This is a genomic window from Streptomyces sp. CRN 30 (assembly GCF_034105845.1).
On the sequence record NZ_JAVRHI010000338.1, the window covers coordinates 1 to 26,974 of the forward strand.

At 70.6% G+C, this 26,974-nt stretch carries 16 protein-coding genes and 1 riboswitch; of the genes, 4 read left to right on the plus strand and 12 right to left on the minus strand.

The features are described from left to right. From eno to UW392_RS36290, 7 genes are all read right to left on the minus strand, one after another. Positions 1-1,236 (minus strand): phosphopyruvate hydratase (gene eno / locus UW392_RS36260; RefSeq protein ID WP_320779464.1); only part of this gene is annotated, 1,236 nt, incomplete at its 3' end. 250 nt (positions 1,237-1,486) lie between these two features. Further along, positions 1,487-2,236, minus strand: a complete 750-nt coding sequence (locus UW392_RS36265) for a transglycosylase family protein (protein WP_320779465.1) — start codon at positions 2,234-2,236, stop codon at positions 1,487-1,489. Positions 2,237-2,238: 2 nt separating this feature from the next. After that, positions 2,239-2,415: riboswitch (cyclic di-AMP (ydaO/yuaA leader) on the minus strand. A gap of 176 nt (positions 2,416-2,591) precedes the next feature. After that, positions 2,592-3,617 (minus strand): transglycosylase family protein, encoded by a 1,026-nt coding sequence (locus tag UW392_RS36270; protein WP_320779466.1) that lies wholly within the window; start codon positions 3,615-3,617, stop codon positions 2,592-2,594. 180 nt (positions 3,618-3,797) lie between these two features. After that, positions 3,798-5,069: a cytochrome P450 gene (locus UW392_RS36275; RefSeq protein ID WP_320779467.1), complete on the minus strand. Its 1,272-nt coding sequence runs from the start codon at positions 5,067-5,069 to the stop codon at positions 3,798-3,800. Positions 5,070-5,092: 23 nt separating this feature from the next. Then, a complete protein-coding gene (locus UW392_RS36280; protein WP_320779468.1) occupies positions 5,093-6,124 on the minus strand; it encodes a nucleoside triphosphate pyrophosphohydrolase in 1,032 nt (343 codons plus the stop codon). Between the two features lie 43 nt (positions 6,125-6,167). Next, complete coding sequence (locus tag UW392_RS36285; protein WP_320779469.1) at positions 6,168-6,818, minus strand: SurA N-terminal domain-containing protein; 651 nt, start codon at positions 6,816-6,818, stop codon at positions 6,168-6,170. A gap of 208 nt (positions 6,819-7,026) precedes the next feature. After that, positions 7,027-7,437, minus strand: coding sequence for an ATP-binding protein (locus UW392_RS36290; RefSeq protein ID WP_320779470.1), 411 nt, complete (start codon positions 7,435-7,437; stop codon positions 7,027-7,029). Positions 7,438-7,642: 205 nt separating this feature from the next. Between UW392_RS36290 and UW392_RS36295 the strand changes: the two genes are divergently transcribed. Then, positions 7,643-8,479 carry a helix-turn-helix transcriptional regulator gene (locus tag UW392_RS36295; RefSeq protein WP_320779471.1) on the plus strand — a complete coding sequence of 279 codons (837 nt, stop codon included), beginning with the start codon at positions 7,643-7,645 and terminating at the stop codon, positions 8,477-8,479. 8 nt (positions 8,480-8,487) lie between these two features. Continuing rightward, positions 8,488-8,667 carry a DUF397 domain-containing protein gene (locus UW392_RS36300; protein WP_320779472.1) on the plus strand — a complete coding sequence of 60 codons (180 nt, stop codon included), beginning with the start codon at positions 8,488-8,490 and terminating at the stop codon, positions 8,665-8,667. A 116-nt stretch (positions 8,668-8,783) separates the two neighbouring features. Here the strand turns inward: UW392_RS36300 and UW392_RS36305 are convergent, their stop codons facing one another. Continuing rightward, on the minus strand, positions 8,784-9,053 hold the full coding sequence (locus UW392_RS36305) for a hypothetical protein (RefSeq protein ID WP_320779473.1): 270 nt from the start codon (positions 9,051-9,053) through the stop codon (positions 8,784-8,786). A 5-nt stretch (positions 9,054-9,058) separates the two neighbouring features. Next, complete coding sequence (locus UW392_RS36310) at positions 9,059-18,706, minus strand: HYD1 signature containing ADP-ribosyltransferase family protein (protein WP_320779474.1); 9,648 nt, start codon at positions 18,704-18,706, stop codon at positions 9,059-9,061. A gap of 499 nt (positions 18,707-19,205) precedes the next feature. On the opposite strand from UW392_RS36310, the gene UW392_RS36315 reads away from it, so the two are divergent. Continuing rightward, entirely contained in the window at positions 19,206-21,182 is a 1,977-nt protein-coding gene (locus UW392_RS36315) for a tachylectin-related carbohydrate-binding protein (protein WP_320779475.1), read from the plus strand. A gap of 54 nt (positions 21,183-21,236) precedes the next feature. Here the strand turns inward: UW392_RS36315 and UW392_RS36320 are convergent, their stop codons facing one another. Next, on the minus strand, positions 21,237-21,980 hold the full coding sequence (locus UW392_RS36320) for a GNAT family N-acetyltransferase (protein WP_320779476.1): 744 nt from the start codon (positions 21,978-21,980) through the stop codon (positions 21,237-21,239). A gap of 51 nt (positions 21,981-22,031) precedes the next feature. Next, entirely contained in the window at positions 22,032-22,811 is a 780-nt protein-coding gene (locus UW392_RS36325; protein ID WP_320779477.1) for an HNH endonuclease family protein, read from the minus strand. 154 nt (positions 22,812-22,965) lie between these two features. On the opposite strand from UW392_RS36325, the gene UW392_RS36330 reads away from it, so the two are divergent. Beyond that, positions 22,966-23,163: an antitoxin gene (locus UW392_RS36330; RefSeq protein WP_320779478.1), complete on the plus strand. Its 198-nt coding sequence runs from the start codon at positions 22,966-22,968 to the stop codon at positions 23,161-23,163. Positions 23,164-23,337: 174 nt separating this feature from the next. On the opposite strand, the gene mfd is transcribed toward UW392_RS36330, so the two are convergent. Then, a complete protein-coding gene (mfd, locus tag UW392_RS36335; protein WP_320779479.1) occupies positions 23,338-26,889 on the minus strand; it encodes a transcription-repair coupling factor in 3,552 nt (1,183 codons plus the stop codon). Positions 26,890-26,974 lie beyond the last annotated feature (85 nt).

The following is a 26,974-nucleotide window of genomic DNA, read 5'->3' on the forward strand; positions in this document are numbered from 1 at the left end:
GGCGTCGTCGAGGATCTCCTCGATGCGCAGCAGCTGGTTGTACTTGGCGACGCGCTCGGAGCGGGCCGGGGCGCCGGTCTTGATCTGGCCGCAGTTGGTGGCGACGGCGAGGTCGGCGATGGTGACGTCCTCGGTCTCGCCGGAGCGGTGGGACATCATGCACTTGAAGCCGTTGCGCTGGGCCAGCTCGACGGCGTCCAGGGTCTCGGTCAGCGAACCGATCTGGTTGACCTTGACGAGCAGCGCGTTGGCGGCGCCCTCCTCGATGCCGCGGGCGAGGCGCTCGGGGTTGGTGACGAACAGGTCGTCGCCGACGAGCTGGACCTTGTCGCCGAGGCGCTCGGTGATGGTCTTCCAGCCGTCCCAGTCGTCCTCGAACAGCGGGTCCTCGATGGAGACGAGCGGGTACGCGTCGACGAGCTCCGCGTAGTAGTCCGTCATCTCGGCGGCGGTGCGGTCCTTGCCCTCGAAGGAGTAGACGCCGTCCTTGTAGAACTCGGAGGCGGCGACGTCCAGGGCGAGGGCGATCTGCTCGCCGGGGGTGTAACCGGCTTCCTTGATCGCTTCGAGGATGAGGTCGAGGGCGGCGCGGTTGGAGTCCAGGTTCGGGGCGAAGCCGCCCTCGTCGCCGAGACCGGTGGACAGGCCCTTGGTCTTCAGCACCTTCTTCAGCGTGTGGTAGACCTCGGCGCCCCAGCGCAGCGCCTCGGAGAAGGACTCCGCGCCGATCGGGGCGATCATGAACTCCTGGATGTCCACGTTGGAGTCGGCGTGCGAGCCGCCGTTCAGGATGTTCATCATCGGAACGGGCAGCAGGTGCGCGTTCGGGCCGCCCAGGTAGCGGAAGAGCGGCAGGTCGGACGCCTCGGAGGCGGCGTGCGCGACGGCCAGGGAGACGCCCAGGATGGCGTTGGCGCCGAGCGAGCCCTTGTTGTCGGTGGCGTCCAGGTCGAACATGGCCTGGTCGATCAGACGCTGCTCGGTGGCGTCGTAGCCGACCAGCTCCGGGCCGATCTGCTCGATGACGGCGAGGACGGCCTTCTCGACACCCTTGCCGAGGTAGCGGTTGGTGTCGCCGTCACGGAGCTCGATGGCCTCGAAGGCACCGGTGGAGGCACCGGACGGAACGGCGGCACGACCCGTGCTGCCGTCGTCGAGGCCGACCTCGACCTCGACCGTGGGGTTGCCTCGGGAGTCCAGGATTTCCCGGGCTACGACGACGTCGATGGACGGCACGAGCATCTCCTTCTTCAGTGTGACGCTTCTGTGTGACGCATCTGTGTGCCACGGGTCTGCGGCACGCAGCGGCTCTGCGGGTCCGAGCCTAACCGGCTCCGGGCGATCGGCCAGCCGGTCACCCACCCGTTGGACAGAACCGAGAGTAAATTGTTTCCGAACGGAACAAAAGCGCTCCGGGAACCGGACATGACCCCGCCCCGGCGCGTACGGGGGAACACGCGCCGGGGCGGGGGGTCTGACGGGACCGTCAGCTCAGGTGGAGCTGCTGGCCCGGGTAGATGAGGTCGGCCTCGTCGACGATGTCGTCGTTCAGGTCGAACAGCTTCGACCAGCCGCCCTTGACGTCGTGCTCGGCGGCGATGGAGCTGAGGGTGTCGCCCTTGACCACCTTGTACTCGCCGTCGCCCTTCTCGACCTTCTTGCCGGTCGGCGTGGTGACCGTCTTCTTCTCGGCCTTCTGCTCGGCCGCCGGGCGCTCCTGCGAGCGGGAGGCGGGCTGCTCGGCGGAGCGGTCCTCGGTGGCGCCCGTGGAACCGGTCGATCCGGTGGAGCCGGTGGAGCCCGTGCTCTGCTCCTGCGAACCGCTGCTCTGGCCCTCGTCGGAGGAGCCGCCGCCGGTGTAGCCGGCGCTGGACAGGCCCGTTCCGCAGCTCGGCCAGGCACCCTTGCCCTGGGCGGCGAGGACCTTCTCGGCGACCTGTATCTGCTGGTCCTTGCTGGCCTGGTCGGCGGTGGAGGCGTACTGCGTGCCGCCGTACGCCGCCCAGGTGGAGGCGGAGAACTGCAGACCGCCGTAGTAGCCGTTGCCGGTGTTGATGGACCAGTTGCCGCCGGACTCGCACTGGGCGACGGTGTCCCACTCGGCGGAGGTGGCGGCGGAGGCGTTGCCGGCCGCCATCAGCGGGGCGGCGACGGCGGCACCGGCGACTCCCGCGACGGCGATGGCCCGGGTGGCCTTGGAAGGACGACGGTGCTTGCCCTTGCTGGAAAACAGCATGGAGATCCCCTCACCGACGCCTACGAGGTGAGCTGTCGGGTTCGGGCCGGTTCGGTTGCCCGGCCGTGTCATCCGCGTATGACGCGCTGACACGGCTTCACCCCTAGCCGCTCCGGCTCAACTGCCCGGCGCGGCACTTACCTTGGGTCCCCCGCTCCTGCCTGCGGCGCTTGACGCGACGACTGTTCCCGGGCAGCCGCTGGCAGGATTCGGCGTTGCGGCGGCCGGGGCCCGCGATGGCGAGCGGTGACGACCGTAGACACGCGCCACACGGATTTACAAAGACGATCAGGGCTTCTGAGACCTATCTCTCACGGCGTTTATTACGGACATTCAGCCCGAACCGTGACGCGAACTACCGCTCACTTTCGACCGGTTCGACCGGTTCGGCCGTAAGCGCAAGCTTCTGACCGGGAAGGATGAGGTCGGGATCGAGACCGACGACATCCTTGTTCTCCGCGTAGAGCGAGCGCCATCCCCCGTCGAGCTCAAGGGAGTCGGCGATGGCGCAGAGGCTGTCGCCGGTGCGCACCGTGTAGGTGCCGTCGGCCGCGACGCGCGCCTCGTCGTCGCCGCGCGAGGCGTGCCGGCCCGAGGAGGAGCCCGAACGGCCGTCCGCCGCCTCGCCGTCGGCGCTGCCGCCGCGGTGCCGGCCGGAGCCGGGGGCGGGCGTCTCGGTCAGGTTCGAGATGCCGCCGGCCTCTTCGAGGCTGTCGGCGTCGTCGCGCTTGGTGGTGGCCGAGCCGGTCGCGGCGTCGGTCGGCTCGTCGGAATCGGACGACTTGCCGGACTTGGACGATTCGTCACTCTCGTCCGACGCGTCGGACGAGGCCGAGGCGGACGGCGACGCCGAGGCGCCGGCGTCCTCGTCGGAGTCGGTCGCGGCATCGTCGGACTCCGTCGCCTTCGCGTCGCCCTCGCTGTCCGTGCCGTCCGAAGAAGCGGACCCATCGGACGAAGAAGACGAACTGTCCGATTCGGTGTCCGATGCCGTCGAGCCGGACGAACCGGTGTTCAGGCCGCTGAGCAGGCCGCAGGTCGGCCAGGTGGCGACGCCCTCGGCCGCCAGCACCTTCTCGGCGACGCGGATCTGCTGGGCGCGGCTCGCCTGGTCGGCGCTGGAGGCGTAGGCGAGACCGCCGTACTGCTCCCACTGTTTCTGCGACAACTGCAAACCGCCGTAGTAGCCGTTGCCGTCGTTCTGGCTCCAGGCGCCGCCGGTCTCGCACTCGGCGACACGGTCCCAGGTCGTACCGTCGGCCGCGTTGGCGCCGGTGGCCCCGAGGAGCGGGATCGCGATGGCGGAGCCGGTGACTCCGGCGGCGACGACCAGGGCAGGGGCCTGGCGGGGGCGGCGGTGACGACCGTTCCCGGAGAGCATGCGGAGACCTTTCGCGAGACAGCAGGGCCCGCACGGCGGTTGGTGATCAGCGCCGCGCTGATCCGTGAACGTATAGGCATACGATCACTCATCACAAGTTCATGCCGTGCAGATCACATGGAGATCACGGAGCTGAGCGCGTGTCACCTTTGCGGCTGCGACGGCCCCTTCGGGCCGGCGTCACGAGACCGGGGTGAAGGAGACCGGCAGCGTGCGCAGTCCGCGCATGATGAGGCCGCCGCGCCAGCGGAGTTCCGCCGGGTCGGCGGCGAGGCTCAGGTCCGGCAGCCGGGTCAGGAGCGTGGCGAGCGCGGTCCGGCCCTCCAGGCGGGCGAGCGGGGCGCCCAGGCAGTAGTGGATGCCGTGGCCGTAGCCGAGGTGCTGGTTGTCCCGGCGGCTCAGGTCCAGCGTGTCCGGCTCCGTGAACCGCTCCGGGTCGCGGTCGGCGGCGGCGAGGACGACGAGGACCGGGTCGCCGGGGGCGATGTCCTCGCCGCCGAGGGTGAGCGGCCGGGTCGCGAACCGCCAGGTGGCCAGCTCCACGGGGCCGTCGAAGCGGAGGAGTTCCTCGACGCCGGTCGCCAGCAGGCCGTCCTCGCCGGCGGCCAGGGACTCCTGGAGGCGGGTCCGCTGCCCGGGGTGGGTGAGCAGGGCGTACATCCCGTTCCCGATGAGGTTGACGGTGGTCTCGAACCCGGCGAAGAGAAGGATGAAGGCCATCGCGGCGGCCTCGTTCTCGGTGAGGTGCTCGCCGTGGTCGGAGGCGCGGATCAGACCCGAGATCAGGTCGTCGCCGGGGTCGGAGCGCTTGCGGTGGATGAGGTCGGCGAGGTAGCCGCGCATCTTCTTCACCGACCGCGCGACCCCGCCGCGCGGCCCCCCGCCGTGCCGGATCATCATCCCCGCCCAGTCCCGGAAGTCGTCCTGGTCCTCGCGCGGGACGCCGAGCAGGTCGCAGATGGCGTAGATGGGGAGGGGGAAGGCGAACTCGTGGATGAGGTCGGCCTCGCCGCGCCCGGCGAAGGAGTCGATGAGGCCGTCGGCCAGTTCCTGCACGCGGGGCGCGAACTCGGCGACACGGCCCGGGGTGAACGCCTTGCTGACCAGCCGCCGCAGCCGGGTGTGGTCCGGCGGGTCGATGTTGAGCAGGTGCGTCATCAGCTCGGCCTTGCGCTCGCCCGGGATACCGGTCCGGCCCTTGGCGTGCGCGTCCCCGGCGTGGTGGGCGGGGTTCTTGGACAGCCTGGGGTCGGCGAGGGCCTGCCGCGCGTCGGCGTACCGGGTGACCAGCCACGCCTGAACCCCGCTGGGCAGCCGGGTGCGGTGCACGGGGGCGTGCTCCCGCAGCCAGGCGTAGGCGGGGTAGGGGTCGCTCGCGAACTCCCAGGTGAACAGTTCCGGAGCGGGGGTGCTGGGGATGGTGGTGCTGAGGTGCGTGGTGTGGTCGTTCACCTCACGACCGTAACCGGGGCGCGTCAGCCGGCGTCGGCCGCAGCCGCCGCCCCGTTTTCCTTCTTCCGCTCCGTCTCACGGATGGCGTCGCGGTAGGTGCGGGCGGCGGCGTGCAGGGCGGTCTCCGGGTCGACGCCCTCGGCCTCCGCGCGGACGGCCAGGGCCAGCAGCTCGTAGCCGAGGCCCTCGCCCCGGGGCAGCGGGGTGTCGAGTCCGGCTGAGCGCACCCGGGAGGCGAGCTTCGCGGCGAGCGCGAGTCCGGGCTGGCCGAGCGGGACGCCCTCCGTGACGGAGGTACGCCGCTTCTCGACCTGCTTCGTGCGCAGCCACTGCTCACGGACCTCCTCCGGGGTGGTGACGACGGCGTCCCCGAAGACGTGCGGGTGGCGGTGGACCAGCTTGTCGACGATGGTCCCGGCGACGTCGTCGACGGAGAAGGGCGCGTCTGGGTCGTCCTCCGCGATCCGCGAGTGGAAGACGACCTGGAGCAGGACGTCGCCCAGTTCCTCGCGGAGGTCGTCGCGGTCGCCGTCCTCGATGGCCTCGACCAGCTCGTACGCCTCTTCGATCGCGTACTTCGCCAGGCCCTTGTGGGTCCGCTGCGAGGACCACGGGCACTCGGCGCGGATGCGGTCCATGACCTGCACGAGGTCGAGGAGGCGGGCGCCCGGCAGGTCGTAGGAGGCGGGCAGCAGTTCCAGCTCCGGCATGTCGACGCGGCCGGAGCCGGCGAGGCGGGCCAGCCCGTCGGTGAGGGCCGGTTCGCCCTCGCCGGTCGCCACGACGACGACCGTGTGCCCGCCCGCGCAGGCGTCGACCAGGTCGGCGGCGGCCGGGACGGTCTCCTCCACGCCGATCCCCGCGTCCCTGAGGTAGGGCAGCTGGGGGTGGGCGCCGTCCGCGCAGAGCACCCGGTCGGCGGTGCGCAGGGCCTGCCAGGCCGGCCAGGACAGCAGGCCCGGTGCGACCCGGTGGCTGGTGGTGAGCAGGACGAGACGGCCCTGACCGGCGGGGCCGCCGGTCCCGGTGGGGGCTTCGGGGCTGGTTGCGTTCACCGTTCGAACGTAACGCACGGCGTCCGGCAGGGGTTCGCGACCGCTATGCCGCGGCGTCCTCGCCGTTCTCGGTCGTGACCTCGCGCACCCAGGGGGTCTTCGCGTCGGTGCGGATGCTCTTCTCCACGTCCCAGGTGCCGTAGCGCGGGTTGAGGTCGACGCCCATCCTCTTGGAGGTCTCCGACAGGTTCTTCCAGAAGGCGGGCTGCCCGGTGTCCGTGCCGAGGTGCTCGGCGAGCTTCTGGGCCTCGATCTGGAGGCGGAGGTTGTCGTCGAGGCGCTCGGGGGCGATGCCGTACTGCTGGAGCCAGACCGTCTCCAGCTCCTTCGCGCCGCCGGCCTGCTGCTCCAGGCCGCTGCGCATGCCCTGGATCTCCTTGCGCGTGACGCCGACCCCGGCGTCGGCGGCGGCGCGGTGCAGCACGCGGTCGAGAACCATGCTCTGCAGGGTGTCGCGGGTGAGACCGCCGGTCCTGGCGATGGCCTGCGCGTACTGCGTCTCGTCGGGGACGGCCGCGCGCTGGGCCGCGCGTACCTCACCGACCCGCTCCTCCAGCTGCGCCACGGTGATCCGCTCGCCGTCGACGACGGCTGCCGCGCCGGGGTGGGCGTCGTTCCCGCAGGCGGTGAGGAGGGGGGCCGCCGCGGCGATCGCGGCGGTGAGGAGGAGCGCGGTGCGACGGCGGCGGTGCAAGGAGACCTCCCGTTGGAGAGCTTGTGCGACGGTGCACAAAGTCTTGCGGTGATCGATGGTAGGCAGTGGACCGGCTGGGGCCAACCCATTCGACCAACGATTCACCGGGACTTCGGGCACCGCCGCGCGCGTCGCGGCTCATGAAGCCGACGCGTGGGCGGCGCGAGGCTGGGAACGTTCGGCCCCGGCTGTCCGGCCGGAGACTGCGTCAGACCGCCGCCAGCTCACACCAGACGAGTTTGCCCCGGTTGCCTCCTTCGGCCAGCGGCTGCCAGCCCCACAGGTCGGCGCAGGCCCGTACGAGGATCAGACCCCGGCCGTCCTCCGAGTCACCGGTGTCGCCCTCGCCTCCTGGGGGCGGTACGGGCGGCTCGGGGTCGGCGTCCCATGCGCCGATCCGCAGCACTCCGCCGGCCCAGCGCAGGCGGAGGGCCGCGGGGCCCTTGGTGTGCCGTACGGCGTTGCAGATCAGCTCCGCCGCGAGCAGTTCGGCGGTGTCGACGAGGCGGATCAGACCGTGGACGGTGAGGATCAGGCGGAGCGTGCGGCGGCTGACGGTGACGGCGCGAAGGTCGTTCGGGATGTACAGGGTGTACTCCCAGGGGGCGGTTTCGGGCATGCGGCGGCTCCAGGTGTGCGGTGGGAAAGGAGAGGGGCGGTCGGTGTCATTGCCGCGCCCGCCATGGCAGGACGGAGCGGTGCGCTTCCGGCACCCCGGCGTTCCACAGAGTGTGCTTCGCGTCACCGACGGTAGGGCTTGCGTGTAATACGTGGCAAGCTGATCGCGTAACGTGACCCCGAACGAGCTGCACCAAGGAGCGACCATGGTCCTGCGGCGTGAACCAACGGCACGCCAGATGCGTTTGGGCGTCGAATTGCGCCGACTCCGCGAAGCAGCGGGGCTCACGACCATCGAGGCAGCGGCGCTGCTGGGAGCGAACAGGGTCCAGATCAGCCAGATCGAAGGCGGTTTCGCGGGCGTGAGCGAGGAGCGACTGCGCCGCCTCGCCTCCCATTACTCCTGCACCGACGAGGAGTTCGTCACCTCCCTGGTCGCCATGGCCACGGACCGGACGCCCGGCTGGTGGGAGGAGTACCGGGGCCTGCTGCCCACGCCTTTCCTGGACCTCGCCGAACTGGAGCAGAACGCCACATTCCAGCGCGAGGTGGCGCTTCTGTGCGTTCCCGGTCTGTTGCAGACGGAGGAGTACGCCCGCGCCGTCTTCTCGTCGCGGGTGCCCGAACTGACGCCCACGGAACTTGAACTACGTGTGCAGCACCGTTTGAGGCGCCAGTGCATCACTAGCCCGTACGAGTTGGTCATTCACGAGGCCGCCTTGCGGATCAGAGTCAGCGACCGCGCCGCTTCCCGGACGCAGCTCACCACGCTGTTGCAACTTTCCGAGGCCGACCGCATCACCGTGCGCGTCGTCCCCTTCGACCTGGACGGATTCGCCCGATCCACCAGCGCCATGACCTACGCGGGTGGGGCCGTCGCCAAGCTGGACACAGTGGTACGCGACGTACCCCATGGCTCCGCCTTCATCGACAGTGAGGCGCAACTGGGCGCGTTCCGCACTCGTTTCCGTAAGGTGGAAGCCGTATCGATGAGCCCCGAGCGGTCGCGTGACTTCGTCAACCGACTGGTGAAAGAACTGTGAGGAACGACATGGACAACTGGCGCAAGTCCTCCTACTCGGGTCCGGATGACGGTAACGCCTGCGTGGAGATAGCCAACTCACCCACGCGCGTAGCGATACGCGACTCAAAGACGGCGGCCTTTCCCGCCCGCACCCTCACCTTCCCGGTCACGGCCTTCACCGTCTTCGTCAAGTCACTCAAGCCTTGATCTCCGCCCCGCCGACGACCGGTTCCACAAACCGATGAAGTTGTCCTACTCAAGTCCGACGCACAGAATGACGAAAGGCCCACCGGCTCCGCGCTGATGGGCCTTCCACGGCTGTGTCACTTCCTGTCGCTGTACCCCTCGACCTGTTCGGCGATCTCCTCCAGGGCTTCCGCTCCGATGACCTCTTCGAGGGAGTCACCCACGAACTGTCGGGCTCGGGCGAGTCGCGCCGGAAGTCCGTACTCCACCACATAATCGAGGAGTATGCGCGGATCTGCTCCTGCCCCAATACGGGACAGCACCCGATCCAGAGACACTACGTACTCCTCCAGATCTTGGAACAGACCAGTGAAGCCCGCCAATTCCACCGAAATGCTTCGCGTCACGCCTCTCACCTTTTTACTCGGATGTTCTTGACCGGGAGATCACCGTCGGCAACCCATTCGGTAATGCCCATCGTTGAATTGTACCGCGATTGCACTCGGCTGGCCGGAACGTCGAATTCGAGCACATAGTTGCCTCTGCCGCGTCCGATTCCCAGCGTGGACTCGGCGTCACGAGGACTCATCGGCTTCCCCTTCGCCGGGACCAGGAAGACCTTGTTCTGGTCGCTCGCCCTGATGATGCCGCTCTCCTGGATTCCCTTCTTGCCCTTGGCATTCGTGTAATGCCGCATACGTACCATCGCTTCAGCGGCGTTGTCGCCACCCGAAGGACAGTTGTGGACCAGGACCGGCGCGGCCCCCGCCGCCACGAAGAACGTGTGGGCCCGGTCGACTGTCAGGTTGTGGACCGTCGCGCCCTGGGTCCATGCCCGGACCGCCGTCAGTTCGACCTTCGTGCCCGAGCCCGTGCTCAGCCACTGGCCCGGCTTCAGGTCGCCGGCGTCGAGCCATTCCTTCAGGTCGGGGACCCAGAAGGGGTGGCCCTCGGTGGCGGTCAGGACCGCCGTCGCGTCGCCCGCCGCGCCGTCCGTGTCGATCGTCAGGGCCACCAGGTGCTTCTCGCCCTTGCCGGTGATCGTGTCGGTGACCTGCTCCGAGGACGACTTGCCCGTCGTCGGGTCGCTGGCCTTCACCGAGTCGCCTACCTCGACGTCCTCGATGGGTTTGCGGGTGCCGTCCGCCATCAGGACCAGCGTGCCTTCGGTGAAGCTGTTGGCCGAGGCCGCCAGGCTCGCCCCGTCCACCGCGCAGGACGTGTACTCCACCGCCGTGTCCAGCTTGTCCGCGGCTTCCGCGATCTTGTCGCCGTACTTGGCCGCCTTGGACGCCATCCGCCCGGCCTTGGCCGCGCGGACCACACCCGCTCCCGCGCCGCCCAGGGCGACACCGGCCACCGTGGCCGCCGCCCAGGCGCACGCCTCCATGTCGCCCTTGGTGAGGCAGTTCTTGAAGTCGTTGAAACCGGAGGCTTCAGCCGCGATCTCCAGGCCCGCCTTTAGGCCGTCCCGGATGTAGGGGGCCGCCGCGCGGGCGAATTCGGTCGCGGCCTCCACCGCGGCGGACACCGTCTCCACGACCTCGCCGGCCGCCGCCACCACCGCGTCGCGCAGGTCGGTCGCCGCCTGGGCCGCGTCCGCGATGACGTTGCGGGCGGTGTCCACGATCTGCGCCGGCAGGTTCGCCGCCGCCGACACGATGTCCTTCGTCACCGCGATCAGCGGTTTGATCGCTGCCGCTATCTCGGGGAGCGGGCTGTGCTGGATCGCGTAGGTGACCGCCTGCTTGGCCTTCGCGGTGATGGCCTTCGCACGGGCCACCGCCGCGCGCTTCGCCGCCGCCGCCTTCTCACGGGCCCACGCCGCCACCGACTTCGCCGCCGCCGATGCCTTGCTCGCCACCCAGCTGACGGCTGACGACACCTTCTGCGCTACCCACTTCACCGCGGACTTGGCCTTGTTGTAGACCCACTTGGCCGCGTTGCTGATGGCCCGGCCGACCGCCTTCACCGCGGAGACAGCGAACCGCCACGCGCTCCTGACGACCGACTTGACCTTGCTGGCCACCTTCTTGACGCCACGCTTGATGGCGCTGCCGACCTTCTTCACGCCGGAGGCGACCTTCTTGCACCAGCCGCAGCTGGGCCAGTGGCCGTCGGAGTCGACGTAGTCCAGCGGTGCGCCCGCGCCGTAGGTGTAGCGGTTGGCGAGGATGGAGGCGCCGCCCGCGTAGTTCACCGAGTCGCGGGAGTCGAAGGTGCCGGTGTCCGAGTTGTACCAGCGGGCCCCCATGTTCACCTGGTCGGTGTCGGGGTCGGTGTAGTCGCCCTGGTAGCCGAGTTCGCCCGCGACATCCGAGCCGGTGGTGGTCTCGTCGGACTCCACCTCCTCGCCGAACGGGCTGTACGTCTCCGTGCCGGACAGCTCCGTCAGGTCCGAGTCGGTCGCGTCGAAGTCGCCGACCACGTCGCCGTGGGAGTCGCTCAGCACGAGTTGCGCGGTGCCGTTCTCCGAGACCGACATCAGCTCGTCCAGCGGGCCGCGGCCGTAGACGGACGTGCCGTCGCCGGTCGGGTCGGGGCTGAGGCCCGCGTAGGTGAAGTCGGTGCCGTTGCGGGAGTCGACGCGGTCCAGGGAGTCGTAGTCGTACGACACGTCGCCGGCCTGGAGCAGGCGGTCGAAGGCGTCGAAGGCGAAGTCCTCGGTCAGCCCGGAGCTGGTCCGGGAGGCCAGGGTGCCGCGCTCGGAGTAGGTGTAGGTGTAGTCGCCGTCGGACTGGACGCGGTTGCGTTCGTCGTAGACGGCGGTCTTGTCGCCCTCCTTGACGCGGTTGCCGGAGTCGTCCCACGCGTAGGCGGTGGTGTCGTCGCCGGCGGTCCAGGAGGTGAGGCGGCCGGCCTGGTCGTAGCCGTAGGTGTTGTCGGCCGCGTTGCTGCCGGTGACCTTCTTCGAGGTGAGGTGGTCGTTGTCGTCGTAGCCGTAGTCGATGGAGGTGACGGCCTGGCCGCTGCTGTTGGCCAGGGTGTCGGTGTCGATGCGGCCGAGGTCGTCGTAGCCGTAGGTGCGGCTCTGTCCGGCGCCGTAGGAGACCTGCCGCAGTGTGCCGGAGGTGTCGTAGGAGTAACCCTGGCTGGTGCCGGTCAGGGCGTCCCGCGCGGTGCTGAGCTGCTGCTTGGTGTAGGTGAACAGGGACGTGCCGGCGGCGTCGGTGCGGCTGGTCAGCAGGCCGTCGTCGTCGTACTCGTAGCTCGCCTCACCGGAGGGGCCCTCGGCCGACAGCAGCAGGCCGCGGTCGTCGTAGCTGTAGGTGTTGTCGCCGTCGGGGGTGGCGGCCGAGGTGAGGCGGCCGGCCGCGTCGTAGCCGTAGGAGCGGTCGGCGGTGGCGGTCTCGGCGCCGGTGCCGGTCTCCTTCACCAGCAGGCCGGTGTTGTCGTAGACGCGGTCCTGGGTGACACCGCCCGGGGCGGTCGCCCGGACCGCCTGGCCGACGGCGTCGTAGGACGTCGTCCAGGTGCGGTCGGCGGCGTCCGGGTCGGCGTCGGTGGCCGGTTCGATCACCGACTCGGCGAGGCCGAGGGTGTTGAAGGTGTAGGTGGTGGAGTTGGATCGGCCGTCGGTGTAGCGGGTTCGGTTGCCCGCCGCGTCGTAGCCGAAGGACGTGGTGATGGAGTCGGTGTCGGAGACCGGCTCGGTCTGCTCGGTGAGCCGGCCCAGCGCGTCGTAGGCGTAGCTGGTGGTGTGGCCCAGCGGGTCGGTCGACGCCACCAGGTTGCCCGCGTCGTCGTAGTCGTAGCCGATGGTGCGCAGCGGGTTGCTGTTCGGGGCCAGGTCGGACTCGGAGACCAGGCGCCCCGCCTGGTCGTACAGGAGCGCGGAGGTGCGGCCGAGGCCGTCGGCGCGGCGGACCTCGCGGCCGGCCAGGTCGTAGCCGAACTCGGTGACCGTGCCGCTCGGCTCGGTCATCCGGATGATCTGGCCGAGGCTGTCGTAGGTGAACGACGACTTGGCGCCGCTGGGGTCGGTCTGCTCGGTGACGTTGCCCGCGTCGTCGTAGGTGTAGCGGGTGGTGAACGCGTCGTCGTACGGCTTGCGTTCGAGCTGGGTCTGGGTGACCGGGCGGTCCAGGTCGTCGTAGGTGGTCTCGGCGCGGGCGCCGGTCGGGCCGGTGACGGAGAGGACCTCGCCGGTGCGGGTGTAGCTGTACTTCCACTGGGCGCGGGCGTCGCCGGTACCGGTGGGCTCGTCGCGGGTGGTGACCCGGTTCAGCCGGTCGTAGCCGTAGCGGGTGACCTGGTCGAGCGGGTCGGTGGCCGCCACCACGTTGCCGAGCGCGTCGTACTCGTACCTGGTGGTCGGGGTGACCGGGGTGCTCGTGCCGGGCGCGGTGTACGCGGCCGACGAGGCGGTGGTCTGCCGGCCCAGCCGGTCGTACGCGGCGCGGCTGATGTTGCCCAGCGGGTCCTGGGTGGAGGTGGCGGCGCCGTAGGTGTCGTAGCCGACGATGCTCAGCGCGCGGGTGCTGGTGGCGGCGCCGCCGTTCTGCTCGGCGTCGGCGGCGGGGGCCAGCACGGAGATCTGGCGGCCCAGCGCGTCGTAGCCGTAGTCGGTGACGTTCCCGGCGGGGTCGGTCACGGACTTCGTCAGGCCGCGCTGGTCGTACTCGTAGGCCGTGGTCAGCGTCTCGGTGCCGTTGGTGACGATCTCCCTGACGGCGTTGCCCGCGGTGTCGTACTTGTAGTCGACCTGCTCGGGGGTGGCGCTCACCGGCCACGGCACGTGGGAGGGGTTGCCGCCGCTCTTCGTCGTGATGACGTTGCCGGCCTGGTCGTAGCTGTAGGTGGTGGAGCGGGCCAGGCCGTCGGGGTCGGTGATGGTGGAGGCGACGCGGCCGACGGGGTCGTAGGTCGTCCTGGTGACGCTCTGCCCGTTGTCGGTGGTCTCCTTGGTGACGTTGCCGGCGCCGTCGTACTCGTTGGCCTCCACGACGATGTCGCGGGTGGTGCCGTCGGCGTTGTGGAAGCCCTTGAGGGTGATGGACTTGACCAGGTCGTCGCCGTAGTACTGGTACTCCAGGGTGCGGCCCATGGCGTCGGTGTGCTGGGCGAGGCGGCCGGCCATGTCGTAGGCGTAGGACTGCATGACGAGGTCCTCGCCGGAGCCGTCCGCGCCGTCGGGGTCGCCGTCCCAGTCGGTCAGGCGCACCTCGGCGATCATGTTGCGCGCGGTGTAGGCGTACTCGAAGCGGTTGCCGTTGCCGTCGACCATGAAGGTCTGGTTGCCGAACGGGTCGTAGCCGTAGGACGTCTCGTTGCCCTCGGCGTCGGTGACCCGGACCGGGCGGCCGTGGTCGTCGAGTTCGTACGTCATCGAGCGCGGCAGGTCGGCGCCGACGACGTCGTCGATCTCGGTGGCCGTGACCACGCCGTCGGGGTCGTAGGTGCTGGTGGTGCGCTGCTGGTGCTGGGCGCCGGTGACGGCGTCGCCGGTCTGCGGGTCGGTGGAGGAGACCAGACGCGACAGCTTGTCGTAGGTATAGGTGGTGGTGACGCCGTTCGGCTGGCTGTCGGAGATCTCGGTCTCGCTGATCCGCCGGCCGATGGCGTCGTAGGTGTAGCGGGTGATGAGGCCGGACGGCTCGGTCACCTCGGCGATGTCACCGCTGTAGAAGTAGGCGTAGCGGGTGACGGCGCCGCGCGGGTCGGTGCTGGTCTTCAGCAGACCGGTGGGGGTGTTGCCGCCGTCGCGGGCCGGTTCCACGCCGGTGGTGTAGGTGTTGACGACGGAGCCGCTGTCCGGGTTCTTCTGGGTCAGCAGGTTGCCGTTGTCGTCGTACTTGTACGTGGTGAGGTAGCGGTTGTCGGTGGCGCTGGTGGAGCGGGCGTCACGGGTCTCGGTGGGCAGGTCGACCCGCAGGTCCATGTCGTCCAGGCCGGCCGGGTAGGTCGTGTACGACGTGTGGCAGTCGCCCTTGGCCCGGCAGGTGGTCTGGCTGTCGACGTTGCCGCGGTCGTCGTAGCCGACGGTGACGGAGTCACCGGTCTCGCTGGTGGTGACGGTCTGGTAGCCGCGGTCGTCGTAGGTGTAGCTGCGGATCGCGACGCCGTCGACGGGGTGCCGGATGAAGTCGGGGCTGCCGTCGTCGTTGCCCGGCGGGGTGGTGCAGAACATCGGGTCGCCGGGGTCCGGCTCCGTGCAGACCTCGGTGGGCGCGGAGGTGGACGGGGACGGCGAGGGGGTCTCGTCGTACTGGCGGGTGCCCAGGCCCAGGGGTTCGCCGTAGCGCAGCAGCTGCGAGGTCATGCCGTCGTACTCGTAGAAGTACGGCTGGTCGACCGGGTCGTGCACCTCGACGGTGCGGCGCAGGTCGTTCTCGTCGCCGAAGACGGCGGGGGCGCCCACCTCCCAGGTGCCGCCGTTGGCGTCGGTGTACTCGCTGACCCGGTCGCGGGCGGTGTCGTAGGCGACCTCGGCGCCGGTGCGGCCGCTGGGCAGGGTCGTCCTGGTGAGCAGGTCGGCGGCCTTGGTGCCCAGCGCGTAGTGGGTGGAGACCGCCTGGGAGCCCAGCGGGTGGTGGTAGACGGCGACCTCGTCGATGGAGCCCGCGAAGGACCGGGCCTGGGTGCTGCCCCAGCCGGTCCAGCTCGTCGGGGAGCTGGCGCGGGCCGCGCCGATCTGGTTGTAGGTGAGGTTCTGCTCCTGGAGCTGGCCGCCGGCCAGGGTGGCGGCCTGCTTGCCGTCCAGGTAGAGGGTCTGGGTGGCGCCGGACGCGGAGAGCACCGCGTGGTGCCACTTGCCGTCGTTGACGTTGACGCTGGTGGCGGTCATCGGGTGGGCGGTGCCGTCCCAGAACTGGCCGCGCAGCTTGCCGTCGGTGCCGACGTACAGGGTGGGCACGCCGGTGGAGGGAGCGGTGCCCCACGCCTTGTCCTGGTAGCCGATGAGAGGGCCGCCGAGTCCGCCGGCGATGGTCTTGAACCAGACCTCGACGGCCGCGTCCCGGCTGGCCTTGAGGGTGCCGCCGGGCAGCGTGATCCGGGAGGTGGTGCCGTTGAAGGTGGCGGCGGTGGACGGGTCGCCGGTGATCGCGCCGGTCCCGCCGAGGGTGGTGTCGGCGTAGGTGCCGCGGTCCTTGCCGAGGTTGACCTCGATGGCGCTGTCGGCGGTGGTGCCCTCTTCCTCGCCGAGCCGCCAGTACGACTCGGGGCGGGAGTCGCGCACGCCCGCCGCGTAGTGGTTGCCGGCGGTGTAGGTGTAGCCGGTGCAGCCGCCCGTGGGGTCGCAGACCTGGTCCAGGACGTCACCGGTGTAGGTGTAGGTCCAGGAGAGCGCGGACCCGTCGATCGCGTTGGTGACGATCCGGGTGACGTGGCTGCCGGTCCAGGTGAAGGTCAGGGAGCGCTTGCTGCGCGGGTTCTCGGCCTTGGCGAGCTTGCCCCCCGAGTAGGTGTAGTTGACGACGTTGGAGGTGGCGTCGGTGATCTTGACGAGCAGACCGCTGCTGCTGAACGAGTACGTGGTCCCCGACTTGTCCTGGAGCGTCCAGGTGCCCGCGGTGGCCTCCTGGACGAGCTTGGCGAACCGGCCGGGCGGTGGTGCGTAGGAGCCGTCGGGGTTCTTGCCGAAGCGGACGTCGCGGCCGTCCGGGTAGCGGATGACGACGTTGCCGGTGCCGTCGTTGTCGGGGGTGAGCCGGATGTCGTAGCGGGTGGTCCAGCCGGCACCGAAGGCCAGGTCACGGCGCGGGTCGAGGCTGTTGTAGGTGCGTACCAGCGTCATGTCCGGGCCGACGCCGGCCAGGGATGCGTCGACGGCCGAGGTGGCGTAGTTGCCGACCTGCGGGTCGAACTCCCGGTCCTGGCCCTCGCTCAGCCGTGAGGTGATCTCCGGCTGCGGGACGGAGGTGAGCAGCGCGATCTGCGCCGTGGGCACCTCGGTGCTCGCGTCCTTGGCGAAGCCGCGCCACAGGTACGTCTTGTTCCAGGAGAGCTGTCCGGCCGGCACCGAGTAGGCGGGGCTGGACTGGTAGGCGGAGGTGACGCAGTCGACGGGCTTGTCGTCGTCGCCCTTCTCGCAGACCTCGAACTTGTACTGGAGGGTCTGCCCGGCGGGCGCGTCGATGTCGACGGCGCTGGCCCAGAGCTGCGGGCTGAGGGTCTGCGCCTGGTAGCCGTTGGGCGGGTACTGCTCCTGCACCACGGGCGCGATGTCGAAGACCTGGAGGGAGAGCCGGCCGGGGGCGACCTGCTCGTCGGTGAAGACCGGGCCGCCGGACCTCACCATGGAGAAGTCCAGCATGTAGGCGCCCGGCGGGAGCGCCTTGATGGTGGCGGTGAAGGTGGTCTTGGCGCCGTAGGCGACGTTGCTGGTCAGGTTGGCGGCGCGCTGCTGGGTGACCAGCTTGCCGTTCTTGTCGTAGGCCCGGTAGGCCAGGTAGTACGAGCCGGGCGTCCAGGTCTGTCCGCCCTTGTTGGTGACGGCGACCTTGACCTGGCCGGCCTGGTTCTGCAGCACCGGCGGGTCGGGGACGGGCTGGGTGAAGGAGTAGCTCGCGTTGTACGGCGAGTGGGTGACGTACAGCTTGGGCGGGTTGGCCGTGCCGGTGCCGGCGAACCTCTTCCAGGCCAGTGAGTCGGAGGCGGAGGCGCGCACCGACAGGCCGTAGTTGGCCTGGGTGCCGTCGACCCAGCGCTGGACCAGGTCGCGGCCGGACTTGCCGAGGTCGAACAGCTCGGAGGCGGCGGGGCAGGCGGACTTCGACTTGCCGGTGGCTATGTAGCCGTAGGCGAAGGACTTCGACGCGAGACTGGCGCCGACCGAGGGGCCGGGGTAGTCCAGGCCGGTCCCCGCGGACCAGGACCCGGTGACCGGGTGGACCGTCACCGGGCGGGCCTTGCAGGAGGGGGCGTCGTAGTTGGTGAGCTGGAGCTGCGCGCCGAAGATCTTGTGGTGCTTGAGGTCCTCGTCCAGCGAGGGGAAGCCGAGGTAGGTGGCGGTCGCCCCGTCGGCGGTCTTGCCGACCTGGAGTTCCTGGGTGCCGACGACGGAGTCCTTGCCGTCCTTGACGTACACGCCGGTCGAGGCGTCGGTGGTGTCCACGGAGGGGTCGACCTTCACCGGGAAGACCCGCTCCGGGTCGGCCAGCCAGCCGGCGTCGGCGGTCACCCGCAGCGCCTGTCCGCCGTCGGCCCGCTCGACGAGGGAGTAGGTCACGTCCTCGGAGCGGGCGGGGGCGCCCTGCTCGCCGCCGTGCCCGGAGTCCTCCATGAACCCGGCGGGGATGACTCCGGCGGTCCGGCCCTTGTCGTCGACGAGCTGGACGGCGCCGTCCGCGAGCCGGGCGGTCAGCCCGTCCAGGGCGAGCGGGAAGTCGAAGGTGGCCGGGGCGTCGGCCGAGTTCAGGACGAGGGTCTCCTTGACGCCACCGGCCTGCGTCTCGAGCGTCAGGTCGGTGTCCGCGAGGACGTCCCGGTAGGTGACGGCGCTGCCCTCGGCGCTGCCCTGGACGGCGGCGGCGCCGCTCAGGCCGTACGAGAGGGTCTGGCCGCCGGAGAGTTCGACGGTGGCCAGGCGTGCGGCGTCGGCCCGCCGGTCGAGGCGGACGCCGACCGCGTCGGCGGTGTTGCGCCAGCCGTCGCCGTCGGCCCGCAGCTCCGTGTCGATGGGCCGCCAGTCGCCGTCCGCGTCGCGGTAGTTGACCGGCATCGGGGAGACCTCGGTGGTGCGGGTGCCGTCCTCGTTGGCGTAGGTGCGGCTGAACCCGTCGCGCTCGGCGGGCAGTTCCTCGCTGTGCGCGGCGTCGAAGCCGGTGACCTCCGTGGCCGGCGCGGCGACCGGCTCGGCCTTGTTGCGGGCCTTCTTCCCGGCCGCGGCGAGGCTCTGCTCCGCCCCCTTGACCGGGTACTTGGCCCGCAGGGACTTCGGGACCTCGGTGTTGGTGTCGTTCTCGCCGACGAGGTGGTCCTTGCCGTCGGCGGAGGCCCAGCGCTGACCGGGCGCCGAGCGGCCCTCGGGGTCGCCGGGGAACAGCGGGAGGCCGGTGCCGGACAGCTCCAGCGAGCTGACCGCGATGAGCGACGCCAGGAGGATGCCGATGGCCATGCCCCAGCGGCTGCGGCACAGCCGGCGGGCCAGCAGTCTCCGGGCGACTCTCCGGTTGGCAGGCACAGTTCCCCCTCAGGACCGCACGCGGGTCATTAATCGACTTGGCGATCCTGAGAGTTGGGTGAAGATCTCGTCCAGACCGGGCACCGACTGTCCATCTGATTGTCATGTACACCATTCAGCTGTTCATGCTCGCGACACTGCCGCGTTAACCCGGCGCCGCCTAACGTCCCCCTGCCGGGGGGTGCACGATCATGTCGATTCGCCACTCTCCTGCTTGGGATCACCGCTCTGAGCTGGGAGGACATGGATGAGGTCGCCATCGGGCCCGCGCTGCGGCCCGCGCCCGGCCGCGCTGCCGCCGACGGCCGCCGCCCTCCTCATCGTCTTCACATGAACGTCTTCACATGAACGAGGACCGGAGCGACCCCGCTTGCCCGCCGCCCCGCGCCCCGGGGCGGCCAGATCACACGAGTCACAGTCCGGAAGGATGCCGATGAGACCCCTGTCCCGTGGACGGCTCAGCCGTCGCGTCATCGCGATCACCACCGCGGCCGCCGCGCTGCCCATAGCCATGACCACCACCGCGGGCACCGCCCAGGCCGCGGACGACATCACCTGCTCCTCCTCCGGTGCCCTCTACTCGGTCACCACCGCGGGAAGCCTGCTGCGGCGCAACGTCAGCGACCCGGCCGGCGCGACCGGGGCCCTGCCCGAGGCCAGCACCATCGACACCGGCTGGGACCAGTACCCGCGCGTCCTGACCGCCAACGGAGCGACCTTCTACGGCATCAAGTCGGACGGCCTGTACTTCAGCCACCGCGACTCGTCGACCTCGACCTGGGACGTCCACCACCGCAAGATCAGCGACTCCTACTCCAGCTACCGGCTGGACGCCGGCCGCAACAAGATCACCGCCGACCGGGGCGGCAACCTCTGGTTCGTCGACGGCGACGGCGACCTGCGCTACGCGCACTACACCAGCTCCAGCGACACCTGGACCGCGGACAGCAACAAGAAGATCGCCTCGGGCTGGGGCCGCTACAGCTTCATCGTCGCCACCGAACTGGGCGTGGTGTACGGCGTGGACTCCGCCACCGGCAACCTGACCCGCTCGCGCTACGACTTCACCAGCCAGCGGTGGATCGAGCAGCACCGCACGGTCAGCTGGGCGGACTGGCGCGACACCGAGGACCTCACCTCCTTCGGCGGCGACACCATCCTGCGCGTCAAGCCCAACGGAGAGGTCCGCCAGTACCGCTTCCGCGAGGACGCGGGCGACTTCGACCCCTACAACGTGCTCCTCGGCAGCGGCTCCTGGTGGTCCGGTTACACCAGTGTGACCGGCGCGCCGGACGCCTGCCGGCTGACCGCGAGCCACACCCCGGCCAGCCCGACGATCGCTTACGAGTCCTTCACGCCGAACAGCGTCCTCCAGCCGGCCTCCGGGGAGATCGAGTACGCCTACACGGACAACATCGGGCATCTGGTCCACGGCCGGCAGACCGACCCGTCGGACTTCAACTCCGTGCAGTGGACGACCGTCTCGGGCAACGAGGGCTTCTCCGGTCAGCCGCAGCTCGCCGAGCAGCCGGACGGCCGCACCGCGCTGACCGCGCAGAACGTCACCAGCGAGATCTGGTGGCGCCGGCACGCGGCGAGCAGCCCGGACTGGGGTGACTGGGTCAACCTGGCCGGTGCGATGGCCGAGCGCCCGGTCACCGCCAAGACGGCCGACGGGGTCCTCGCGCAGTTCACGGTGGATGCCGACGGCAAGCCCTGGTACCGGATGCAGCAGCGCGCCAACGTCGACTTCATGGGCTGGCTGCCGCTGACCGGCGAGGGCTTCTCCGGTCCGCTCACCGCCGTGACCGTGCGCAACGGCATCCAGCTCTTCGGCACCGACGAGAGCGGCACGCTGCGTACCGCCACGTTCAGCAACGGGGCCGTCGGCGCCTGGACCACCCTGGGCGACCAGGTCATCACCGGCACCCCGTCCGTCGTCGTCTACCCCGGCTACCGCCTCGGTGTCTTCGCCCGCGACACGGCCGGCCACATCATCAGCCTCGCCCAGGCCACCGAGGGCGCCGCCTTCCCCGCCGCCTGGTCGCAGGTCACCGACAAGACCTTCGCCGGTTCCCCGTCGGTCGTCATCAGCCCGCTGACCGGCATCACCGAGATCGTCGCCCGCGCCGAGGACGGCTACACCTACAACACCGGTGAGCAGACCCAGGGCTCCGGCACCTGGCGCACCTGGCAGCAGCTGAACTGGGACACCGCGGCGACCGACCCCACCGCCTTCCTCTACACCAACGCCTCCGGCCCCACCTGGGCCTACACCTTCCGCACCGGCAGCAACCAGACCCGCGTCTACGAGGCCGGCGCCACCGGTGCCGCCGCCCGTTCCGCCGGCGGCGCCAAGCCCGCGCCCACCTTCACCGCGCACGAGCTCCCGGCGCCGCCCGCCGAGTGACCGTGCCGCACGGACCGGCCGGGGCGGGCGCCGACGCGGCGCCTGCCCCGGGCCTCACCACGTGTGCCGCATCCACACGTTCGGCTCGACGTACACCGCGTACCCGTGGTCCGGTTCGCAGCGCACCGGCACCAGGGCGCCGGGCACCTCGATCTCCCCCGCCGTGTCGAAGGGCAGGCCCGTCCAGCGGCGCCAGTCCGTCAGCGGGGCGGCGACGGTCATGGAGGCCGGGGCCACGGAGTCGATGACGGCACCCGCTCGGGCGTGGACCCGCAGCCACGGGTCGTGGGGCAGCCCGTCGGCACGTACGCGATGGGCGTACGCCCCGATCGGGGTGCGGGGTTCGAGGTGCTTGGCGCTGGGGCGGACGGGGGCGACGACCTCGCGGAAGCCGGCGGCGCGGGCGTGTTCGCGCATCGCGCCCAGCATCAGCGCCGACAGGCCGCGGCCCTGCGCGTGCGGGGCGACGACGACGGATATCGCACTGACCGTGTCGGGCACGGCCCCGTGCCGCAGGTCGGCGAAGGCCCACGCCAGCACCTCGTCCCAGCCCCGGGCGGGCAGCGTGCCCCGCCCCTCGGCGGCGAGCGCGAAGGGCACGCTGTGGGCGTGGGCGACTATCTCGCCGTGCTCGTCCTCGGCGAACTGCACGTACTCGGGGAGTTCGGCGGCGATCCGGGGGTAATGGGCGTTGCCCACCAGGTCGTTGACGATGAACTCCGGCCAGCTGTCGGCCATGCCGAGGACCCGCTCGCGCAGGTCGGGGCGGTCGGCGAGATTCGACGTCGTCAGCTTCATGGGGCCACCGTAGGCGGGCCGGCGGTGACCCCGGCAGTGTTCACGCCCGGGTCAGCCCCCGCACTGCGCCGTCATCTTCTCCTTGTCCGCGGCTGTCACCGGCAGTTCGTACTTCACGGCGACCTGGGCGACCCGGACCGCGTAGGCGCAGCGGATCTTCTTGTTGGGCGGGAGCCAGGAGGCGGGTCCCGAGTCGCTCTTGGAGGAGTTGGCGGAGCCGTCGACCGGGATGAGGTTGAGGGGGTCGTTGGCGAGCTGCCGCCGCTTCTTCTCGTCCCAGCGGGCGGAGCCCATCTGCCAGCTGTAGGAGAGCGGGACGACGTGGTCGATCTGCACCTCGGCGGCGTCCTCCTTGCGCCACTCGATGGTCTTGGCGGTGTAGGGGTCGTCCAGGGTCATGGAGATGACGACGCAGTCCGACCCGGACTTGAACTTCACGTCCTCGCCGTCGCGCTGGAGGACGTCGTTGCGGGTGTCGCAGCCGTTGCGGGCGAACGGCACGCCGTCGGCCGTGTCCATCCACGCGTAGCCGAACTCGTCGCGGTCGTAGCCCGTCTTGGGGCCGCGGCCCTTGGTCTCCACCTTCTCGATCAGCTCGCGGGCCTTCGTCTCCTCGGCCTCGCCCGACACCACCGCGAGGCCCGGCTTGGTGCCGTCCGGGTTGTCGAACGGGCTGGCCGCCCGTCCGGCGGGCGCCTCGGACGCGCTCCCGCCCCCGCCGCTGCCGCTTTCGCTCCCGCTTCCGCTTCCCTTCGCGGAGTCGGCGCCGTCCAGCCCCTCACATCCGGTGGCCAGGAGCAGCGCCGCGCACACGGCCACTCCGGTTCGCATCCTGCCGTGACGTTTCACCTGGGTGCCTCCCCTTTTCTCGTTCGTCCGCTTCACGGTAGCGAGGGAGAGGTCCAGACCATAGGGGCCCTTAACGGGCATACCCGACCATTCGGACGTACGGTGGATGTCGAGGCACGTCCGGAAGGAGATCCGCATGGGCATCTTCGACAAGATGAAGAGCATGGTCGGCAAGGACAAGGACAAGTCGCGCAAGCTGTCCGACGCCGCCGAGAAGCAGGTCAATCAGCGGACCGGCGGCAAGTACGAGAAGCAGGTCGACGCCGCGCAGCAGCAGGCCGAGGACCGGATGGGCATGGGCAAGCGGGGCGGCGGCCGGCCGGACCAGCGGTAGACGTTCCCCGACGTGCGGCCGTCCGCGGTGCCGATGGGCACCGCGGACGGCTCCGCTCTGTCCGGGCCCGGTTGACCTGGTGTTTCACGGACGTGCGAGCGAAAGCGCGGGCCGCCCTGGACCTGCGGGGCCGGCCGCCGCCTCCCGCGGCCCGCTACGACCCGGGGACGGGCGTCACGACCCGACGACGGACGTCAGGAACTCCCCGACCCACCCCAGCAGCTCCCGGCCGACGAGCGGCTTGCCGCCCACCTTCGCGGTCTTCGGACGCGGTACCAGAACCTGGTGCGCGGTCGCCTTGATGACGCTCCCCGGGTAGAGCCGCTTGAGCCTCAACTCCTGGGACTCCCGCAGCTCCACGGGGGCGAAGCGGATGTTGTTGCCTTGGAGCACGATCTCCCCGACGGCGCACGCCCGCGCGAGCATCCGCAGCCCCGCGACCAGCAGCAGGTTCTCCACCGGCTCGGGAAGTTTGCCGTACCGGTCGACGAGTTCCTCGCGTACGGCCCTGATGTCCTCCTCGCTGTTGGCGGAGGCGATGGAGCGGTACGCCTGGAGACGGAGCCGCTCGCCGGGGGCGTAGTCGTGCGGGACGTGCGCGTCGACCGGCAGCTCGATCTTGACTTCGAGCGGCGGCTCCTCCTCCACGCCGCCCTCCAGGGAGGCCCGGTAGTCCGCGACGGCCTCGCCGACCATGCGGACGTAGAGGTCGAAGCCGACGCCCGCGATATGGCCGGACTGCTCGCCGCCGAGGAGGTTGCCCGCGCCGCGGATCTCCAGGTCCTTCATCGCGACGTACATGCCCGCGCCCATCTCGGTGTGCTGGGCGATGGTCGCGAGCCGCTCGTGCGCGGTCTCGGTCAGCGGCTTCTCCGGCGGGTAGAGGAAGTAGGCGTAGCCGCGCTCCCGCCCGCGCCCCACCCGGCCGCGCAGCTGGTGGAGCTGGCTGAGGCCGAAGTTGTCGCCGCGCTCCACGATCAGGGTGTTGGCGTTGGAGATGTCGATGCCGGACTCGACGATCGTGGTGGAGACGAGGACGTCGAACCGCTTCTCCCAGAAGTCGACGACGACCTTCTCCAGCGCCTGCTCGGACATCTGGCCGTGCGCGGTGGCGATCCGCGCCTCGGGGACGATCTCGCGCAGCCGGGCGGCGGCCCGGTCGATGGACTCGACGCGGTTGTGGATGTAGAAGACCTGGCCCTCGCGGAGCAGTTCGCGGCGGATCGCGGCGCCGATCTGCTTCTGCTCGTACGGTCCGACGAAGGTCAGCACCGGGTGGCGCTCCTCCGGCGGGGTGGTGATCGTCGACATCTCGCGGATGCCGGTGACCGCCATCTCCAGGGTGCGCGGGATGGGGGTGGCGGACATGGTCAGCACGTCGACGTTGGCGCGGAGCTTCTTCAGCTGCTCCTTGTGCTCGACGCCGAAGCGCTGCTCCTCGTCGACGATGACCAGGCCGAGGTCCTTGAACTTGGTCTCGGAGGAGAACAGCCGGTGGGTGCCGATGACGATGTCCACGGAGCCGTCGCGCAGCCCCTCCAGTGTCGCCTTGGACTCGGTGTCGGTCTGGAACCGGGAGAGCGCCCGCACGTTCACCGGGAACTGCGCGTACCGCTCGCTGAACGTCCCGAAGTGCTGCTGCACGAGGAGCGTGGTGGGCACGAGGACGGCCACCTGCTTGCCGTCCTGTACGGCCTTGAAGGCGGCGCGGACCGCGATCTCGGTCTTGCCGTAGCCGACGTCGCCGCAGATCAGGCGGTCCATCGGGACCGTCTTCTCCATGTCCTCCTTGACCTCGGCGATGGTGGTGAGCTGGTCGGGCGTCTCCGCGTAGGGGAAGGCGTCCTCCAGCTCGCGCTGCCAGGGGGTGTCGGAGCCGAAGGCGTGGCCGGGGGCCGCCATCCGGGCGCTGTAGAGCTTGATGAGATCGGCGGCGATCTCCTTGACCGCCTTCTTCGCGCGGGCCTTGGTCTTGGTCCAGTCGGCGCCGCCGAGCCGGTGCAGGGTGGGGGCCTCGCCGCCGACGTACTTGGTGATCTGCTCCAGCTGGTCGGTGGGGATGTACAGCCGGTCGCCGGGCTGGCCGCGCTTGGCGGGGGCGTACTCCACGACCAGGTACTCGCGGGTGGCGCCCTGCACGGTGCGCTGGACCATCTCGATGTAGCGGCCGACGCCGTGGCTCTCGTGGACGATGTAGTCGCCCGGCTCCAGGGTGAGCGGGTCGATGGTCTTGCGGCGCCGGGCCGGCATCCGGGCGCCGTCCTTGCCGGCCGCCTTCTGCCCGGAGAGGTCGGTCTCGGTGAGGACGGCGAGGCGCAGCGCCGGGTCGATGAAGCCGTGGTCGATCGATCCGCAGGCGACGTGGACGACGGAGGGGCTCAGCTCGCCGAGGCCGGCGGAACCCGCGCCGGGGACGGTGAGGCGGGCGGCGATGCCCTCGCCGCCGAGCACCTCGACCGTGCGGGAGGCCGTGCCGTGGCCCTCGGTGACGTAGGCGACGCGCCAGCCGTCGGCGAGCCAGCCCTTGGTGTCGGCGAGCGCCTTCGCGGTGTCGCCGCGGTAGGTCTCGGGGGCGTGCATGCCGAGCTTGAGGGTGTCGGCCTCCTCCATGACGTCGTCGGCGGCGAACGGCGACACCGACCACCACATCATGCCCAGCTCGCGGGCGTGCTCCCGGACGTCGGCGATGGACCACAGGGAGGCCGCGTCGACGTCGATGGGCGCCTCTCCCCCGCCGGCGGTGGCCGCCCACGACGCCTGGAGGAACTCCTGGCTGGTCGCCACCAGGTCGGCGGCGCGGGTCCTGACCCGCTCGGGGTCGCAGACGACGGCCATGGAGTCGTCCGGCAGGACGTCGAGGAGCAGTTCCATGTCGTCCACGAGAACGGGCGCGAGGGACTCCATGCCCTCCACCGCGATCCCCTCGGCGATCTTGCCGAGCAGTTCGCCCAGCTCGGGGTGGCGCTCGGCGAGGACCCGCGCCCGTTCCCGTACGTCGTCGGTGAGCAGCAGCTCACGGCAGGGCGGCGCCCACAGGCCGTGCTCGGCGACCTCAAGAGAGCGCTGGTCGGCGACCTTGAAGTAGCGGATCTCCTCTACGTCGTCGCCCCAGAACTCGATGCGCAGGGGGTGTTCCTCGGTCGGCGGGAACACGTCGAGGATGCCGCCGCGGACGGCGAACTCGCCGCGCTTCTCGACCAGCTCCACGCGCGCGTAGGCGGCGGCGCCGAGTGCCCGCACGACCTCGTCGAGGTCGGCGGTCTGCCCGCCGCGCAGCGCCACCGGCTCCAGCTCCCCGAGCCCCTTGACCTGCGGCTGGAGCACGGAGCGCACGGGTGCGACGACGACGGAGACCGGGCCGGTCTCGGGGTCGTCGGGACGGGGGTGGACCAGCCTCCGCAGCACGGCGAGCCGTCGTCCCACGGTGTCGCTGCGGGGGCTGAGCCGCTCGTGCGGCAGCGTCTCCCAGGACGGGTACTCGACCACACCCTCCGACGGCAGCAGCGAGCGCAGGGCCGCGGCCAGGTCCTCGGCCTCCCGGCCCGTCGCGGTCACGGCGAGCACGGGGCGGCCCGTGTCGCGGGCCAGTGCGGCGACCGCGAAGGGGCGGGCCGCGGGCGGGCCGACCAGGTCGACGTGCATGCGGTTGCCGTCGGAGGCCGCCGCGATCGCTTCCGCGAGGGCGGTGTCCTTGACGACGGCATCGAGCAGACCGTGCAGGCTCATGGAGGGGCGCTTTCCGTGCCGGAGGTGGACGAACACGTGGACAACAGACAACACGACAGGCCCGACACGCGGTGCGGGCCGGGGG

Excerpts from the sequence above, each read along its gene's own strand:
- UW392_RS36300 (WP_320779472.1), top strand. The coding sequence starts at position 8,488 with ATGGACAACTGGCGCAAGTCCTCCTACTCGGGTCCGGATGACGGTAAC.
- UW392_RS36290 (WP_320779470.1), bottom strand. The coding sequence starts at position 7,437 with ATGCCCGAAACCGCCCCCTGGGAGTACACCCTGTACATCCCGAACGAC.
- UW392_RS36270 (WP_320779466.1), bottom strand. The coding sequence starts at position 3,617 with ATGCTCTCCGGGAACGGTCGTCACCGCCGCCCCCGCCAGGCCCCTGCC.
- UW392_RS36330 (WP_320779478.1), top strand. The coding sequence starts at position 22,966 with ATGGGCATCTTCGACAAGATGAAGAGCATGGTCGGCAAGGACAAGGAC.
- UW392_RS36295 (WP_320779471.1), top strand. The coding sequence starts at position 7,643 with ATGGTCCTGCGGCGTGAACCAACGGCACGCCAGATGCGTTTGGGCGTC.
- UW392_RS36265 (WP_320779465.1), bottom strand. The coding sequence starts at position 2,236 with ATGCTGTTTTCCAGCAAGGGCAAGCACCGTCGTCCTTCCAAGGCCACC.
- UW392_RS36315 (WP_320779475.1), top strand. The coding sequence starts at position 19,206 with ATGAGACCCCTGTCCCGTGGACGGCTCAGCCGTCGCGTCATCGCGATC.
- mfd (WP_320779479.1), bottom strand. The coding sequence starts at position 26,889 with ATGAGCCTGCACGGTCTGCTCGATGCCGTCGTCAAGGACACCGCCCTC.
- UW392_RS36320 (WP_320779476.1), bottom strand. The coding sequence starts at position 21,980 with ATGAAGCTGACGACGTCGAATCTCGCCGACCGCCCCGACCTGCGCGAG.
- UW392_RS36310 (WP_320779474.1), bottom strand. The coding sequence starts at position 18,706 with ATGGCCATCGGCATCCTCCTGGCGTCGCTCATCGCGGTCAGCTCGCTG.
- UW392_RS36325 (WP_320779477.1), bottom strand. The coding sequence starts at position 22,811 with ATGCGAACCGGAGTGGCCGTGTGCGCGGCGCTGCTCCTGGCCACCGGA.